Raw genomic sequence first — 15,400 nt, 5'->3', positions numbered from 1 at the left:
CTGCGCCCTGGGCGATACACGCCTGCAGGCGCTGGCCGGAAAGCGGAGAATCCTTGCCGCCGGGATTGCCGCTCTGGCATGTTGAACATTCACTTGCGGCCCTGGGCGATAGCGCGTTCAGTGGCCTGCATCCGACGCCATGAACGATTATTTGGGAGAGTACCGATGACCGATGCGAACTATGTGAACACGCAGTTGCTGATCGATGGCCAGTGGTGCGACGCGCAAAGCGGCAAGACCCTCGACGTGCTGAACCCGGCCACCGGCCTGGTGATCGGCCAGGTCGCCCATGCCGACATCGCCGACCTGGATCGTGCCCTGGCGGCGCTGCAGCGCGGTTTCGACGTATGGCGCTGGGTACCGGCCAACGAGCGGGCGGTGATCATGCGCAAGGCGGCGCAACTGGTTCGCGAGCGTGCCGAAGGCATCGCGCGACTGCTGACGCAGGAGCAGGGCAAGCCGCTTTCGGAGTCGCGGGTCGAGGTCAATTCCGCCGCGGATATCATCGAGTGGTTCGCCGACGAGGGCCGACGTGTCTACGGTCGCGTCGTGCCATCGCGTAACGTGGCGGTGCAGCAGACGGTGGTGCGCGAGCCGGTCGGTCCGGTCGCGGCCTTCACCCCGTGGAACTTCCCGGTCAACCAGGTGGTGCGCAAACTGTGTGCCGCGCTGGCCACCGGCTGCTCCTTCCTGGTCAAGGCCCCCGAGGAGACACCGGCGTCTCCGGCGGCTTTGCTGCGGGCGTTCGTCGATGCCGGCGTGCCGCCTGGCGTGGTCGGGCTGGTGTTCGGCGACCCGGCACAGATTTCCTCCTACCTGATCGCCCACCCGGTGGTACGCAAGGTCACCTTCACCGGCTCGACGCCGGTGGGTAAACATCTGGCGGCGCTGGCCGGGCAGCACATGAAGCGGGCGACCATGGAACTGGGCGGGCATGCCCCGGTGATCATCGCCGAGGACGCCGACGTGGAAGCGGCGGTCAAGGCCATGGCCGGGGCCAAGTTCCGCAACGCCGGGCAGGTGTGCATTTCGCCGACGCGGTTCCTGGTGCATAACAGCATCCGCGAGGAGTTCACCCGGGAGATGGTCCGTTATGCCCAGTCGCTCAAGGTCGGCAACGGCCTGGAGGCCGACACCACCCTCGGCGCTCTGGCCAACGGCCGGCGCCTGAGTGCGATGAGCCAGGTGGTCGAGAGTGCGCTGGCCAGTGGCGCCCGCCTGGAGACCGGCGGCGAGCGGATCGGCAATGCCGGCAACTTCTTCGCGCCGACCATCCTTTCCGGCGTGCCGCTGGAGGCGGACGTATTCAACAATGAACCGTTCGGCCCGGTGGCCGCGGTGCGCGGTTTCGACTCGCTCGACGAGGCCATCGCCGAAGCGAACCGCCTGCCCTATGGCCTGGCCGCCTACGCCTTCACCCGTTCGTTCGCCAACGTGCACCGGCTGACCCAACGGGTCGAGGCCGGCATGCTGTGGATCAATCAGGCGATGACTCCCTGGGCGGAGATGCCGTTCGGCGGTGTGAAGGACTCGGGCTACGGCTCCGAAGGTGGACCGGAGGCGCTGGAACCGTATCTGGTCGCGAAGTCGGTCTACGTAAACTCGCTATGAATGGATGGCCATCCAGCTGGATGGCCGTTCCCCACTTCCCGGGTTTCTTATCACAGGCTTCGGTCTGTGTGGGTGGGGATCCCGGGAGCTGCCGTCCAGCGGCTGGTAACCCAGCACCCGCCGGGTTTCGTCCAGGTCCAGGCGCCTGCCGCGATTGTCGGATATGCCGTGGGCCACCAGGTGTCGCACACCTTCCACCTCAATCGCCCGGTGCAGCAGCTGCACCGCGTCGCGCGGGCTGAGCCAGGTGCCCAGCTCGCGGGTACGCTGCCAATCGTGATCGTCGGGGAGCCCAAAGACCCCCAGACGCAGGACGATGGTCGACAGGCCGTGCTGGCTGGCATACAGCGCGCACAACGCTTCGCCATAACATTTGCTGGCGCCGTACAGGCTCGCCGGCATCACCGGCATGTCCGAGGTGATCGGTCGATCCGCTGCATGGCCTTCGACGACCTGGGTGTTGCTGGCAAATACCAGCCGTTTGCAACCGACCCTGGCTGCGGCCTCCAGCAAGTAAGTGGTGGCGAGGATGTTGTTGGGCAGCAACAGCCCATTGCCCACAACTTGCATGCCGCTCATCAGCTTTGTACAAATTGGCCGCGCAGGCCGCTAGCTGCTTTCGCGCACCATCAGTTCGAAGCCCATGTCCACCACCGGCTGGGGCACCGCATTGCCGGCCATCAGGTTCAGCAACTGTTCCGCCGCGCGTTGGCCGATGGCTTCGCGCGGGGTGCGGATGCTGCTCAGGCGCGGGACCATGAAGGCCGACACCGGCAGGTCGTTGAAACCCAGCACCGCCACCTGATCCGGGACCTTGATGCCGCAGCGCATGGCTTCGAGCAGGGCGCCTTGGGCCAGGTCGTCGTTGCCGAAGAAGATCGCGTCGATCTGCGGGTGGCTGTTCATCATCTGCAGGAACAGTTCGCCGCCCAGGCCTACCGAGGACGGGCGCGGGGTCAGCAGCTCCAGGTCCGGGTCGTAGAGCCCGGCCCGTTGCAATGCCTGGCGGAAGCCCTCGCCACGCAGCAGGGTACGCTGATCCAGTTGCGCGCCGATGTAGGCCAGGTGGCGCCGGCCCCGGGAGATCAGGTGCTCGGCGGCGGTGGCCCCGGCGCGCTGTTGCGAGAAACCGACGCAGTTCACGCCGGCGCCGGGGTCGAGGTCCATCATGTAGACGCACGGCACACTGCTGGCCTCGATCATCCGTCGGGCGCTTTCCGAACGGTCGAAACCGGTCAGTAGCAGCCCGCGAGGCTGATAGGCCAGGTAGTTGCGCAGCAGGTTCTCTTCTTCGTCGCGGGAGTAGTGGCAGTTGCCGATCAGCACTTCGAAGCCGCGCGGGCGCAGCACCTTGTGGATCGCTTCGAGGGTATCGATGAACAGCAGGTTGGACAGCGACGGTACCAGCACCACCACCGAATGACTCTGGGCCGAGGCCAGGGCGCGGGCGGCGGGATTGACCACGTAATTCAGTTCGTCGGCCGCCCGTCTGACCTTCTCCACCAGATCCGTGGCCACCGTACTGATGCCGCGCAGCGCACGGGAGGCGGTGATCGGGCTGACGCCGGCCAGGCGCGCGACTTCGTTGAGGGTGGGGCGTCCCGTGGTGCGGGCGTTCTTGTCGTTCTTGGTGGAGGTCATCGGACGGCTTGCCAAACAAAATTCGAGGTACTAAGGTAGCGCTGTCTCGATGGGCCTGCAATTGCCTGGGCGTGTTTGCCTGAACGCGTTCGGTAACACCTGCAAGCTGTAGCGCGGCAATCGATAAAAACGACAAGAAGACGTCGGCAGCGAGTGTTTTTGTGCTTTGCTTTTGCCATATCAAAGCTCTGGCAAAGACAGCGCTGTCTTCGTGCTGAGGTGTTACATGAGTCAACCCATCACCGCCCTGGTTATCATGGGTGTTTCCGGTTGTGGCAAATCCAGCGTGGGTGAAGCCATCTGCCGGCTCGGCGCTGCCACCCTGATCGAAGGCGACAGCTTTCACCCGGCGGCGAACATCGCCAAGATGAGCGCCGGTACTCCCCTTACCGATGAAGACCGTGCCGGTTGGCTCGATACGCTGAGCGACGAGCTGTGCCGTGCCGTGGCCGCCGGCCAGCATCCGGTGCTGACCTGTTCGGCGTTGAAGCTGCGCTATCGCGACCGCCTGCGTAGTGCCGTGCCGGGCCTGGGCTTCGTGTTCCTCGAACTGACGCCGACGGTCGCCGCCGAGCGGGTCAATCATCGTCCTGGCCACTTCATGCCCGGCACCCTGATCGACAGCCAATTCGCCGCCCTCGAATCACCGGTGGGCGAGCCGCTGACCCTGGCGCTCGATGCGACCCGGGAGGTCGAGCAACTGGCCCAGTCGGCCAATCGCTGGTGGCGGGACAACGGTCTGGAACGAATTGCCTGATGCCGGGATTCAAAATGCCGGCTGGAAAAGATAGCGCTGTCCCCAGGGCTGTCGATCATTCACGAACACCATAAGAACAACAACCAGGAGACACCTCATGTTTGGACTGTCCCACGAGACCTACCTGCTGCTCGATGCAGTAGTCACCATTGTCGGACTGATCGTGCTGATCACCCGCTTCAAGATCCATCCCTTCATTGCCTTGATCATCGCCTCGGCCTTCCTCGGCCTGACCTCGGGCATGCCGGCGGACAAGATCATCAAGGCGTTCCAGGACGGTTTCGGCGGGGTGCTGGGCTTCGTTGGCATCATCCTCGCGCTGGGGACCATGCTCGGCAAGATGATGTCGGACTCGGGCGGCGCCGATCAGATCGCCCAGACCCTGATCCGCGCCTTCGGCAGGGAGCGGGTGCAGTGGGCGATGATGTTCGCGGCGTTCCTGGTGGGAATCCCGCTGTTCTTCGAGATCGGCTTCGTGCTGCTGATTCCGCTGGTGTTCATCGTTGCCCGGCGCACTGGCGTGTCGCTGATCAAGATCGGGATCCCGTTGCTGGCCGGCCTGTCCGCCGTGCATGGCCTGGTACCGCCGCACCCGGGGCCGCTGCTGGCGATCGGGGTGTTCAATGCCGACATCGGCAAGACCATTCTCTACGGCCTGATCGTCGCCCTGCCGACCGCGATCGTCGCCGGTCCGATCTTCGGTACCTTCATTGCCCGGCACATTCCCGGCAACCCGTCACAGGAGTTGGTGGACCAGTTGGCCCGCGAGCCCGACTCCAGCAAGCTGCCCAGCTTCAGCGTGACCCTGGTGACCGTGCTGCTGCCGGTGTTCCTGATGCTGCTCAAGACCTTTGCCGACATCGCCCTGCCGGACGGACATTTCTTCCGTATCTGGATGGACATGATCGGTCACCCGATCAGTGCCTTGCTGTTTGCCCTGCTGCTGGCGCTGTACACCTTCGGCAAGCGTCAGGGCATGGATTCCAGGCGGATCCTCAAGTTGCTGGATGCGAGCCTGGCGCCGACCGCGGCGATCATCCTGATCATCGGTGCCGGTGGTGGTTTCAAGCAGATGCTGGTGACCAGCGGCGTGGGCGACGTGATCGGCCATATCGCGGTGAATGCGCAGATTTCGCCGATCCTGCTGGCGTGGCTGGTGGCGGCGGTGATCCGCGTGGCGACGGGTTCGGCGACGGTGGCGACCATTACCGGTGCCGGGATCGTGATGCCGGTGGTGGACCTGATTCCCGGCGTGAACCGAGAGTTGCTGGTGCTGGCGACGGGGGCGGGTTCGTTGATCCTGTCTCACGTCAACGATGCGGGGTTCTGGCTGGTCAAGCAGTACTTCAACATGACCGTGACCGAAACCTTCAAGACCTGGACGGCGATGGAAACCATCCTGTCGGTGGTGGGGCTGGGGTTCATCCTGCTGCTGTCGCTGGTGGTCTGATTCTGTAGCCGGCTTGCTGGCGATAAGGCCAGCAAGCCTTGTATCAACCTCACTGACGCCATCGCCAGCAAGCCGGCTCCTACAAGGGACGAGTCAGCCTTCGGCTTTCTTCACCAGGCCGTCGGCACGGAACATCGTGCGGATCCCACGTACCGCCTGGCGGATTCGGTCCTGGTTCTCGATCAGGGCGAAGCGCACATGGTCGTCGCCGTACTCACCGAAACCCACGCCCGGCGAGACGCAGACCTTGGCCTCGGCCAGCAGCTTCTTGGCGAATTCCAGCGAGCCCAGGTGTGCATAGGCCTCGGGAATCTTCGCCCAGACATACATCGAGGCCTTGGGGTTCTCGACCATCCAGCCCAGTTCGTGCAGGCCCTTGACCAGTACGTTGCGGCGTTGCCGGTACTGCTCGGCGATATCCCGTACGCATTGCTGGTCGCCTTCCAGGGCGGCAATGGCCGCCACTTGCAGCGGGGTGAAGGTGCCGTAGTCGTGGTAGCTCTTGATCCGCGCCAGGGCGCTGACCAGTTCGGGGTTGCCGACCATGAAGCCGATCCGCCAGCCGGCCATGTTATAGCTCTTGGACAGGGTGAAGAACTCCACCGCGATGTCCTTGGCGCCTGGCACCTGCATGATCGACGGGGCCTTCCAGCCGTCGTAGACGATGTCGGCGTAGGCCAGGTCGTGGATCACCAGGACGTCATACTGCTTGGCCAGGGCGATCACCCGCTCGAAGAAGTCCAGCTCGACGCACTGGGCGGTCGGGTTCGAGGGGAAACCGAGAATCATCATCTTCGGCTTGGGGATGGAGCCGCGAATGGCCTGCTCCAGTTCGGCGAAGAAGTCGACCCCCGGTACCAGCGGTACCGAACGCACCTGGGCGCCGGCAATCACGGCACCGTAGATGTGGATCGGGTAGCTGGGGTTGGGGACCAGCACGGTGTCGCCGTGGTCGAGGGTGGCGAGCATCAGGTGCGCCAGGCCTTCCTTCGAGCCGATGGTGACGATGGCTTCGCTTTCCGGGTCGATCTCGACGTCGTAGCGGTCCTTGTACCAGTGGGAAATCGCCCGGCGCAGCCGTGGAATGCCCTTGGACGTGGAGTAGCCGTGGGTGTCTTCGCGCTGGGCGACAGTGACCAGTTTCTCGACGATGTGCGGCGGAGTGGCGCCGTCGGGGTTACCCATGCTCAAGTCGATGATGTCCTCGCCACGGCGGCGGGCGGCCATCTTCAGCTCGGCAGTGATATTGAATACGTACGGGGGGAGTCGATCGATGCGCGCAAAGCGGCGCGGCGAACCTTGGTCTGCCATGTTGGCCTCTGAGACGTAAGCGCCCGGAACCGTCCGAGCGACGTTGGCCACTGCGGTGGCCTGCGCGGCAGAAGATAAGGGGGCTGATGGCATTCTGTCCAGAGTCTTTTTTACTTCTATACTGCGACGCGGATTCTTTTCTCTGATGGAGATCTGTCCCCATGGATGACTCACCACGCCATGTATTGGCATCGCCACGCTTCGAGCATGGCCACTTTCAATTGATCGCCGGACTGGGTGGACGCTTCACCGCCGATACCTCGGCCACCATCCCGGATTTGTGGAATGCCTTCGTGTCACATATTGGAAATGTACCGGGCCAGGTGGGTGACGAGACGTACGGCATCTGTTGCAACCCCGATGGCAAGGGCGGTTTCGAGTACATCGCTGGTGTGGCGATCAGCCGGCTCGACGACCTGCCTGAACTCTATCGCTGGGTCGAATTGCAGCCCCAGTGCTATGCGGTGTTCGAGCACCAAGGTCCGCTCGCAAGCCTGAAGCAGACGTTCGAGGCGATCTGGCAGCAGTGGCTGCCCAACTCCGGTCATACCGCGGCGGATACGCCGCAGTTCGAGCGCTACAGTGCTGACTTCGATCCGCGGGATGGCGCCGGCAAGGTCGAGATCTGGTTGCCGATCCGCCACTGATCAGCGAATCGCCTTTGAGCTGCGTGGGGCTATTTCTGCTCCTTGTGCGTCCTGGTTTCGCGCCAGAAGTCGAGGTAGAAGGTGACGACACCCAAGACGCTGATACCGATCAGCACCAGCAGGCCGATCTGGAAATTGCTCATGGCAGGGCTCCGCAAAACACCGCATCAGGCGGCGATCTGCAGAGAAATAGTGGAAAACTGGCGTGAATGATATCGACTATATGGAAGCTTTACGGAGCGTTCGCCCAATAATACGGCGCGGATATGAAAAGGGCCGCAAGGGTGGCCTGTTGGTGATGTCGAGCCTCCGGGCATCCATCGGGTGCCCGGAGGAAGCCGTGCCTCAGCGTCCGTGGCAGCGAATCACCGCTGAATGGGTCGCATAGCGCCCGGATATCAGGATCTTGCCGTCGGGTTGCAGTTCCAGATGGGAGAAGTAGCTGGTGTCCCCCGGAATCCGGTTGACGTGGCTGATGCCCCGGTCGCCAAAGCCATGATCCACCTCGCCATTGCCCTGGTGACGCATCAGCCAGGTCTGGCTGCCGTTGTCGACATGACCCACGCTGAGGATCATGCCGTCTTCCTGGATCAGCGTCGCCAGGCACACTCCTATGCCGGGAAAGGCGAGCGGGCTGCCGGCATTGAATTCGGGGTCCAGCGTGCCCTCCGGGCTGCTGCGTATCAGCAGGGCGACATCGTCCGAAAGATTTGCCGAGCCGGCGGCGACGATTTTCTGGTCCTGCTGCACGGCCACGGCGAAGAACGTCGCGTCGCCCTTGGTGATGGATTCGAACTCCAGATAACCCGCGTTACCGAAGCCGGTATCCGGCAGCCCGGTGCTGCTGTAACGCATCAGCACGGCTCGGCGGCCGCGTTGACCGGCGATCACCAGCTTGCCATTCGCCTGGAGCGCCAGTGCCTGGAAGACGATGCCGGGTTCCCGCGCGGTGACCACGCCACAGGTGCCGAAACCGGGATCGTAGTTGCCGTTGCCGTCCAGGCGCACGATGACGTCCCGTTCCGCCTCGCCTGGGGTCTGGCTCTTCAGCAGCATGAGGATATGACCGTCCGTTTGCAGGATGAGTCGATGCCCACGACCGCTCCATGGTGCCCGGTAGGGCAGTCGGACTTCGCCATTGTCGCCAAAGGCCGGGTCACGTTCGCCGGTGGGGGCAAGGCGTGTGCAAAACGCCTGCTCACCATTGCGCAAGTTGCCAAGGATCACGAAGTTTTCCTGGTTGTCCTGCACCGCATGGATCGATGCACGGCCCGCTCCGGGAAAGGGAGAAGTAAAATGACGATAATAAAAACCCTCGGGCTCGAAGTCGGCCAGCATTATATCGGTGGGTTCATCGTCATGAACGCCGATAAACAGATGCCGACCATCGCGTTGTAATAAAGAAGTACCGACGAAGCCCGGTCCCGCCTCGGAGAAGATCACGATGCCGTCCCGGTGTTCGCTGAACTCCAGGTCCAGCGAGCCCGGCCGCTTCGCAAGCTCGGGGCCAGGGGTTGGGGAGGTGAATGGGGTATCGTTCGAAGTCCGGTTTCTGATGTCCATTGATCATTGAGTCCTTTCAATTAATTAATTGATCGCCTCGCTGTTCTTTTAAGAAAAGCAGGTGCGGATTCATTTAATGACTGAATGGGAAGTTTGCCCAGTACTCAAATTTTACAGTTGATGAGCAACTGATCTCATATATATGGCCATGCTGACATTCAGCTAGGAAACAGCCTTGGTGTAGCGGTAGGAAGATTCTCCAACGATGGTTGGCGTGCTGTTTTTTCGGGCCCTTGTCGATCTGTTGGTCGTTCGTTCGACTAGACAGGTGTCCGTGCCTTTTGCAGGGCATTTCGCCAAACCTGGAAAAACAGCCACGGTTGTCCGACTTTACACTGCCAGTGCGATGCACTGGAGCGCGGCCGAGCGCGACAGCCACGAGCAGATGGGTTTCCATCAGGGCTGGGGCGAAAGCTTCGACCGGCGGGCGCGTCTTGCCGCTTCCCAGGCGCGTCTGATCGTCCAGACCGAACAGCTCGAACAGTCTGAATGGGAGGGCGAGGAACTGGAGGACGACCGGCTGCGGCTGATCTTCATCTGTTGCCATCCGGCGTTGTCGGGCGATGTCCAGGTGCCGCTGACGCTGCGGGAAGTCTGTGACCTGACCACCGAGGAAGTCGCCCGGGCGTTTCTCTCGACACCCTCGTCCATCGCCCAACGGATCGTGCGGGCCAAGGCGAAGATCCGTGATGCGCAGATTCCCTATCAGGTGCCGTCCCTGAGCGAGTTACCCGAGCGCTTGGAGAGTGTCCTGCGGGTGATCTACCTGGTGTTCAACGAGGGCTATTCAGCCTCGCAGGGCGTCAGCGCGATTCGTGACGAGTTGACCGGCGAGGCGATCCGCCTGGCGCGGCTGTCGCTGGAGCTGCTGCCGGACCCGGAAGTCATGGGGTTGTTGGGGCTGATGCGGTTGCATGAGTCGCGGCGCCAGGCACGGATCTCGGTCACTGGCGAACTGGTTTTGCTCGATGCCCAGGATCGTGCGTTGTGGAATACCGAACTGCTCGCCGAGGGCTGCAGTTGGGTAGAGAGGGCTCTGGCCGGTTCGGTCCCTACGGGCTACAGGCGGCGATCGCGGCGGTACATGCCGGTCGGCCGCGGGAGGTTTATGAACGGGCGCTGCAACTGACGCGACAGGAGCCGGAGCAGCGCTTCCTTCGAGGTCGACTGGAAGGGTTGGCAGGATGAGGGCTGTTGCCACAACGTTGTGTGCCGAGCACTGTGGACGCCTTATTCATCCGCGAGCAGGACGCCACACGGCTCAGTGATCCCTTCATTCCAACATCCTCTCCAATAGCCAGTTGCCTGCCGGACCCGGCGGATGCAGGCGCGACCAGAGGGTATCGACCGCCACCGGCTTCGGCCAACCGCGTACCTGCAGTTGCATCAGTGAGCCCGCGGCGAAGCGCTCCACCAGCCAACGCGGCAACGCCGCCCAGCCAACGCCGCGTTGGGCCATCTCCAACAGCATCAGGTAGCTGGATGACGACCAGAACCGCCCCGGGGCGCGGTCTTCGTAAGGGTTGACGATGCTGGTCAGGCGCAACTCACGGTGCTGCCGCAAGGCGTTCTGATCAACCTTGGCCAGGTTTGCCAGGGGGTGGGTACGATGGACGAACACGGCGAATTCGGTGCGTTCATCCACTGTGGCGCTGCTCAGGTCCGGCGGATAGCTGTCCTGCTTTTCGGCGAAGCCGATCTGGGCCCGGCCCTGTTGCACCAGTTCCACCACGTCGGCGCATTCGGCGATCAGACACTCCAGTTCCAGATCCGGATAACGCGTAGCGAAGCCGTCGAGGGCGGCTTCGAAACGATCGGACTGGTAGGTGTCGGAAATCACCACGGTCAGTTTCGGCTCCAGCCCCTGGGCCAACTGACTGGCGGCCATTTCCAGGCGATTGCTGGCGGCGAGGATGTCCTCCGCCTTGCGCAGCATCACATGGCCAGCCGCCGTCAGGCCGGGTTTGCGGGTGCTGCGGTCGAACAGCTCCAGGCCGAGGTCGATCTCCAGGCCGGCCACCGCCGCGCTGATAGTCGACTGGCTCTTGCCCAGCTTGCGCGCGGCGGCGGAAAAGGAACCGAGGGTGGCGGCCTGGACAAAGGCCTGGAGCACTTCATTGGACGCCATGAGCTATCGCTTCAGTCGATGGTAATTGACTTTTAGTATCTGTGTTGGTGGCGATAATCACAAGCCTCGACATCTTGGGAGAGCCCGCCATGAGTACCAGCAAGTCCCTTACCGAACGCGTTTTCCAGGCCATTGGCTTCGAGTTGTTCGCAGTGCTGCTATGCACTCCGCTGTTTGCCTGGGTGATGAGCAAGCCGTTGCTGGACATGGGCGTGGTGACGGTTGCCAACTGCCTGCTCGCCCTGGGGTGGAACGTGCTGTTCAATGGCCTGTTCGACCGGCTGCTTGAGCGACTGGCCTTGACGCAGAATGGCTGGACCCGTTTGTTGCACGCGGTGTTGTTCGAGGGGGGGCTGATCGTGGTGAGCGTGCCGCTGATAGCCTGGTGGCTGGAACTGAGCCTGCTGTCGGCGCTGTTGCTGGATATCGGCGTGCTGCTGTTTTTCCTGCCCTACACGTACGTCTACCACTGGGTCTATGACCTGTTGCGCGAGCGTGTGCTGTTGCGGCGCATGGCCTGAACGGCTCAGCGTGAACTCAGTTCGATGATGAAATCGAGAAAGGCCCGGACCTTGGCCGGTGGCAAGTGCCGGGACGGGTACAGCGCATACAGGGGAAAGCGTTCGTCGGGCCAGTCGGGGAACAGTTCCACCAGTTGGCCCGACTCGAGCATCGGCTGCACGCCCAGGTCGAGCACCTGGGCGATCGCGTAGCCGGTCTCGCAGATGCTGTGCAGGGTGCCGACATCATTGAGCACCAGTCGCGCGTTGTTGCGCACATCGATCCGCTCGCCGCCGCGGTGGAACTCCCATGGAAACGGCCGGCCGGTCTCCGGATCACGGAATGACACGCAGACGTGCCGCTCATCCTCCATCTCCAGCGGTGTCAGCGGTTGACCATGGTGCTTGAGATACGCGGGCGCGGCGCAAGTCAGCACCCGTACGTCGAGCAGCTTGCGCGCCACCAGCGATGAGGACGCGGGGTGGCCGAAACGCACGGCCAGGTCGAAGCCGTCGGCGACCACGTCACCCAGTTGGTCACGGGTGTAGAGCTCCAGTTGCAGTTGTGGGTGACGGCTCATGAACTCGCCCAGCGCCGGGCCGAGGATCAATCGGGAAAAGTACGGGTCGATGTTCACCCGCAGGCGCCCGCGTACGCTGCTGGCACTGCCGCTGGCGCTGTGGGCGGCTTCTTCGAGCCCCGCCAGCAGCGGCGCGATTTCTTCATGGAGGCGCCGCCCTTCGTCAGTCAGCTTGACCGAACGGGTGGTGCGATCGAACAGCCGGATGCCCAGGCGTTTCTCCAGTCGCGCGATTGCCCGGCTGACCCCGGAGGCGGTCATGTCGAGGCTGTCGGCCGCCTTGGCGAAGCTGCCGCTGTCGACCACGGCACTGAGAACGCCCAGGCCGCCGGCCAGGCTGGAGTCGAAGCTCATTGATGATTACCCGTCATTAATCATGTGACATCCATGCTATCGGAGAATCCAGGTGTGTTGCGGATAATTCTCTGCACCGCGACAGACGTCGCTTCTCGCTGGAGGAAATTTTATGTACGCAGTCATGGGAGCTACCGGGCAGGTTGGTGGCGCCATCGTCCGTCATTTGCTGGCGGCCGGCCAGCCGATAAGGGCGTTGGTGCGCAGCGTGGACAAGGGCGAACCTTGGGCTGCGCAGGGTTGCCAGGTGGCGGTGGCCGATGTCGATGATGCCCGGACAATTGCCCGGGCGTTCAGCGCGGCCGAAGGGGTGTTCGTGATGCTGCCGTCGAATTTCGACCCGACACCGGGTTTTCCGGAAGCCCGGCAATGGGTGGAAAACCTGCGCTCGGCGCTGGAGCAGGCCCGCCCGGCCAGGGTGGTGTGCCTGTCGACCATCGGAGCCCAGGCCACACGGCCGAACCTGCTCAATCAATTGCAGATTCTCGAACAGGGCCTGGCCGGCCTGGAGAGACCGGTGACGTTCCTGCGTCCGGGCTGGTTCATGGAGAACGCGTTGTGGGATGTGTCGGCGGCGGTGGAAAGCGGGGTGATCCCCAGCTTTCTGCAACCGCTGGACAAACCGGTGCCGATGGTCGCCACCGAGGATGTCGGCCGGCTGGCGGCGCAACTGCTGCAGGAGAACTGGAGCGGCCAGCGTATCGTCGAGCTGGAGGCGGCGCAGCGGGTGACACCCAACCAGATCGCCGCCGGATTGGCCGAACTTTTGGGCCGGTCGGTACGCATGCAGGAGGTGCCACGGGCGAGCTGGCAGGCATTGTTCACGGCTCAGGGGATGAACAACCCGTTGCCGCGGATACAGATGCTCGACGGGTTCAACGAGGGATGGATCGAGTTTGCCGGCGAGCCGCGCAAGGGGCGGGTGGAACTGCTGGCGGTGCTCAGGGCGTTGCTGGTGCGTAGCGGGGTGTCTGTCTGACAGGTGTTGTTCTGGCGGGCCCGACACAGAACCTGCGGGAACCTCCCGCCCGAAGCCTCGCTCCGCCGAGGCCGGTGCAGGTGCAGGTGCAGGTGCAGGTGCTGCACGCTGGCTGCGACGGTGTGAAACGACAAACCCCACCTTGAGGTGGGGTTTGCGGTTATAGCTGGACGGCTGGTTCAGAACAGTTGGGTGAACAGCCAATACAGGCTGCCCGACAGCAGGATCGCCGCCGGCAGGGTCAGCACCCAGGCCATCGCCAGGTTGCGGATGGTCTTCATTTGCAGGCCGCCGCCGTTGGCGACCATGGTCCCGGCCACGCCCGAGGACAGCACGTGGGTGGTCGATACCGGCAGGCCATACATGTCCGCCGCGCCGATGGTCAGCATCGCGACCATTTCCGCCGAGGCGCCCTGGGCGTAGGTCAGGTGGCTCTTGCCGATCTTCTCGCCGACGGTGACCACGATCCGCTTCCAGCCGACCATCGTGCCCAGGCCCAGGGCGATGGCCACGGCGATCTTCACCCACAGCGGGATGAAGCGGGTGGCGCCGTCGATCTGCTGCTTGAACAGTTGCAGCTTGCCCTGGGTGTCGGCGTCGAAGTTGCCGACCTTGTTCTTGTCCATCAGGCGGATGGTTTCGGAGCTCAGGTACATGTCGTTGCGCACGTTGCCCATGGCCTCGGCGGGGACCTTGGCCAGCGAGCCGTAGCCCTTCACTTCCTCGCCGATCCGGCCGGTCAGGGCGGCCAGGGCCGGGACCAGCGCCGGGGTGGCCTGCTGGGTGCGGATGTACTCGGTGAGCACCGGGCGCGGGTCGGCCGGCGCCGGTTGTGGGGCGGCCCTGACCAGCGCGGCCTGGGTCACTTCGGCCACGGCGGCGAACTGCAGGGCCTGTTCGGCCGGCATGGTGCGGTTCAGCGCGTAGGCCATCGGCAGGGTGCCGACCAGGATCAGCATGATCAGGCCCATGCCTTTCTGCCCGTCGTTGGAGCCGTGGGCGAAGGACACGCCGGTGCAGGTCAGGATCAGTAGGCCACGGATCCACCATGGCGGTGGCTCGTTACCCTTGGGCGCCTTGTACAGGGCGCGGTTCTTCACGAACAGGCGCAGCGCCACCAGCAGCAGGGCGGCCAGGGCGAAACCGATCAGCGGGGAGAACAGCAGGGCGTAGCCGATCTTGGTCACCTGGCTCCAGTCCACGCCGCTGGTGCCGTCGCGACCGTGCATCAGGGCGTTGGCCACGCCGACGCCGATGATCGAGCCGATCAGGGTATGGGACGACGAGGCCGGCAGGCCCAGCCACCAGGTGCCGAGGTTCCACAGGATGGCGGCGATCAGCAGAGCGAAGATCATCGCGAAGCCGGAGGACGAGCCGACCTGCAGGATCAGCTCCACCGGCAGCAGGGCGATGATGCCGAAGGCCACCGCGCCGCTGGACAGCAGCACGCCGAGGAAGTTGAAGCAGCCGGACCAGACCACGGCGAAGTGCGGCGGCAGCGAGTGGGTGTAGATCACGGTGGCCACGGCGTTGGCGGTGTCGTGGAAACCGTTGACGAATTCGAAGCCCAGGGCGATCAGCAGGGCGACGCCGAGCAGCAGGAAGGGCGTCCAGGTGGTGACAACGGTGCCGAATTCGTGCATGTCATGCACGAGGCTGTAGGCGGTGAACAACAGGCCGATGGCCAGCAGCGCGAAGAAAATGACGGCGGTGAAGACGTGGGGTTTGCTTTCCAGTTGCGGCCTGCCATCGCTGGCGGACGCGGCAGTCAATGAGGGGGTGGCCATGCCTGAAATCCTGTTTGGGAACGGGTATCGGTCATGATCATTGCTAAATGTTACAGAGAAGCTGCCACAGATCAGTATCCATGGTTTTTTC

Annotated in this window: 12 protein-coding genes and 2 pseudogenes; 7 read left to right on the top strand and 7 right to left on the bottom strand. The window is 63.5% G+C overall.

The features are described from left to right. The first annotated feature begins 165 nt into the window (after positions 1 to 165). Entirely contained in the window at positions 166 to 1,611 is a 1,446-nt protein-coding gene (locus K675_RS0120155; RefSeq protein WP_017905286.1) for an NAD-dependent succinate-semialdehyde dehydrogenase, read from the top strand. Here K675_RS0120155 and K675_RS31100 read toward each other — a convergent pair. Both K675_RS31100 and K675_RS0120145 read right to left on the bottom strand, forming a co-directional pair. Beyond that, positions 1,606 to 2,157 (bottom strand): annotated as a pseudogene (locus tag K675_RS31100) (SDR family oxidoreductase); the annotation flags it as partial. The gene K675_RS0120155 and the pseudogene K675_RS31100 overlap by 6 nt on opposite strands. Before the next feature lie 63 nt (positions 2,158 to 2,220). Next, the gene (locus K675_RS0120145) at positions 2,221 to 3,252 is read right to left on the bottom strand and encodes a LacI family DNA-binding transcriptional regulator (protein WP_017905284.1); all 1,032 of its coding nucleotides are present in this window, start codon (positions 3,250 to 3,252) and stop codon (positions 2,221 to 2,223) included. 226 nt (positions 3,253 to 3,478) lie between these two features. Here K675_RS0120145 and K675_RS0120140 point away from each other — a divergent pair, with 226 nt between their 5' ends. Further along, the gene (locus K675_RS0120140; protein ID WP_017905283.1) at positions 3,479 to 4,009 is read left to right on the top strand and encodes a gluconokinase; all 531 of its coding nucleotides are present in this window, start codon (positions 3,479 to 3,481) and stop codon (positions 4,007 to 4,009) included. A gap of 97 nt (positions 4,010 to 4,106) precedes the next feature. Then, positions 4,107 to 5,459 carry a GntP family permease gene (locus K675_RS0120135; RefSeq protein ID WP_017905282.1) on the top strand — a complete coding sequence of 451 codons (1,353 nt, stop codon included), beginning with the start codon at positions 4,107 to 4,109 and terminating at the stop codon, positions 5,457 to 5,459. A gap of 93 nt (positions 5,460 to 5,552) precedes the next feature. Here K675_RS0120135 and alaC read toward each other — a convergent pair whose 3' ends face one another. Continuing rightward, positions 5,553 to 6,770: an alanine transaminase gene (gene alaC, locus K675_RS0120130; protein WP_017905281.1), complete on the bottom strand. Its 1,218-nt coding sequence runs from the start codon at positions 6,768 to 6,770 to the stop codon at positions 5,553 to 5,555. Positions 6,771 to 6,931: 161 nt separating this feature from the next. Between alaC and K675_RS0120125 the strand changes: the two genes are divergently transcribed. Next, a complete protein-coding gene (locus tag K675_RS0120125) occupies positions 6,932 to 7,417 on the top strand; it encodes a GyrI-like domain-containing protein (RefSeq protein WP_017905280.1) in 486 nt (161 codons plus the stop codon). Positions 7,418 to 7,762: 345 nt separating this feature from the next. On the opposite strand, the gene K675_RS0120115 is transcribed toward K675_RS0120125, so the two are convergent. Then, entirely contained in the window at positions 7,763 to 8,980 is a 1,218-nt protein-coding gene (locus tag K675_RS0120115; protein WP_026145374.1) for a hemolysin, read from the bottom strand. Between the two features lie 421 nt (positions 8,981 to 9,401). Here K675_RS0120115 and K675_RS31095 point away from each other — a divergent pair. After that, positions 9,402 to 10,168: pseudogene (locus tag K675_RS31095) on the top strand (RNA polymerase sigma factor); the annotation flags it as partial. An 85-nt stretch (positions 10,169 to 10,253) separates the two neighbouring features. Here K675_RS31095 and K675_RS0120105 read toward each other — a convergent pair. After that, a complete protein-coding gene (locus K675_RS0120105) occupies positions 10,254 to 11,108 on the bottom strand; it encodes a LysR family transcriptional regulator (RefSeq protein ID WP_017905276.1) in 855 nt (284 codons plus the stop codon). An 89-nt stretch (positions 11,109 to 11,197) separates the two neighbouring features. Here K675_RS0120105 and K675_RS0120100 point away from each other — a divergent pair, with 89 nt between their 5' ends. Continuing rightward, positions 11,198 to 11,629 carry a multidrug/biocide efflux PACE transporter gene (locus K675_RS0120100; RefSeq protein WP_017905275.1) on the top strand — a complete coding sequence of 144 codons (432 nt, stop codon included), beginning with the start codon at positions 11,198 to 11,200 and terminating at the stop codon, positions 11,627 to 11,629. A 5-nt stretch (positions 11,630 to 11,634) separates the two neighbouring features. Here K675_RS0120100 and K675_RS0120095 read toward each other — a convergent pair whose 3' ends face one another. Next, the gene (locus K675_RS0120095; RefSeq protein WP_017905274.1) at positions 11,635 to 12,543 is read right to left on the bottom strand and encodes a LysR family transcriptional regulator; all 909 of its coding nucleotides are present in this window, start codon (positions 12,541 to 12,543) and stop codon (positions 11,635 to 11,637) included. 112 nt (positions 12,544 to 12,655) lie between these two features. Here K675_RS0120095 and K675_RS0120090 point away from each other — a divergent pair, with 112 nt between their 5' ends. Beyond that, a complete protein-coding gene (locus tag K675_RS0120090) occupies positions 12,656 to 13,522 on the top strand; it encodes an NmrA family NAD(P)-binding protein (protein WP_017905273.1) in 867 nt (288 codons plus the stop codon). Positions 13,523 to 13,701: 179 nt separating this feature from the next. Here K675_RS0120090 and K675_RS0120085 read toward each other — a convergent pair whose 3' ends face one another. Beyond that, complete coding sequence (locus K675_RS0120085; RefSeq protein WP_017905272.1) at positions 13,702 to 15,309, bottom strand: inorganic phosphate transporter; 1,608 nt, start codon at positions 15,307 to 15,309, stop codon at positions 13,702 to 13,704. Positions 15,310 to 15,400 lie beyond the last annotated feature (91 nt).

This window comes from Pseudomonas fuscovaginae SE-1 (assembly GCF_000364705.1).
In the GTDB taxonomy this organism is placed as follows: domain Bacteria; phylum Pseudomonadota; class Gammaproteobacteria; order Pseudomonadales; family Pseudomonadaceae; genus Aquipseudomonas; species Aquipseudomonas fuscovaginae_A.
This window is presented reverse-complemented; position numbering and strand designations above follow the sequence as displayed.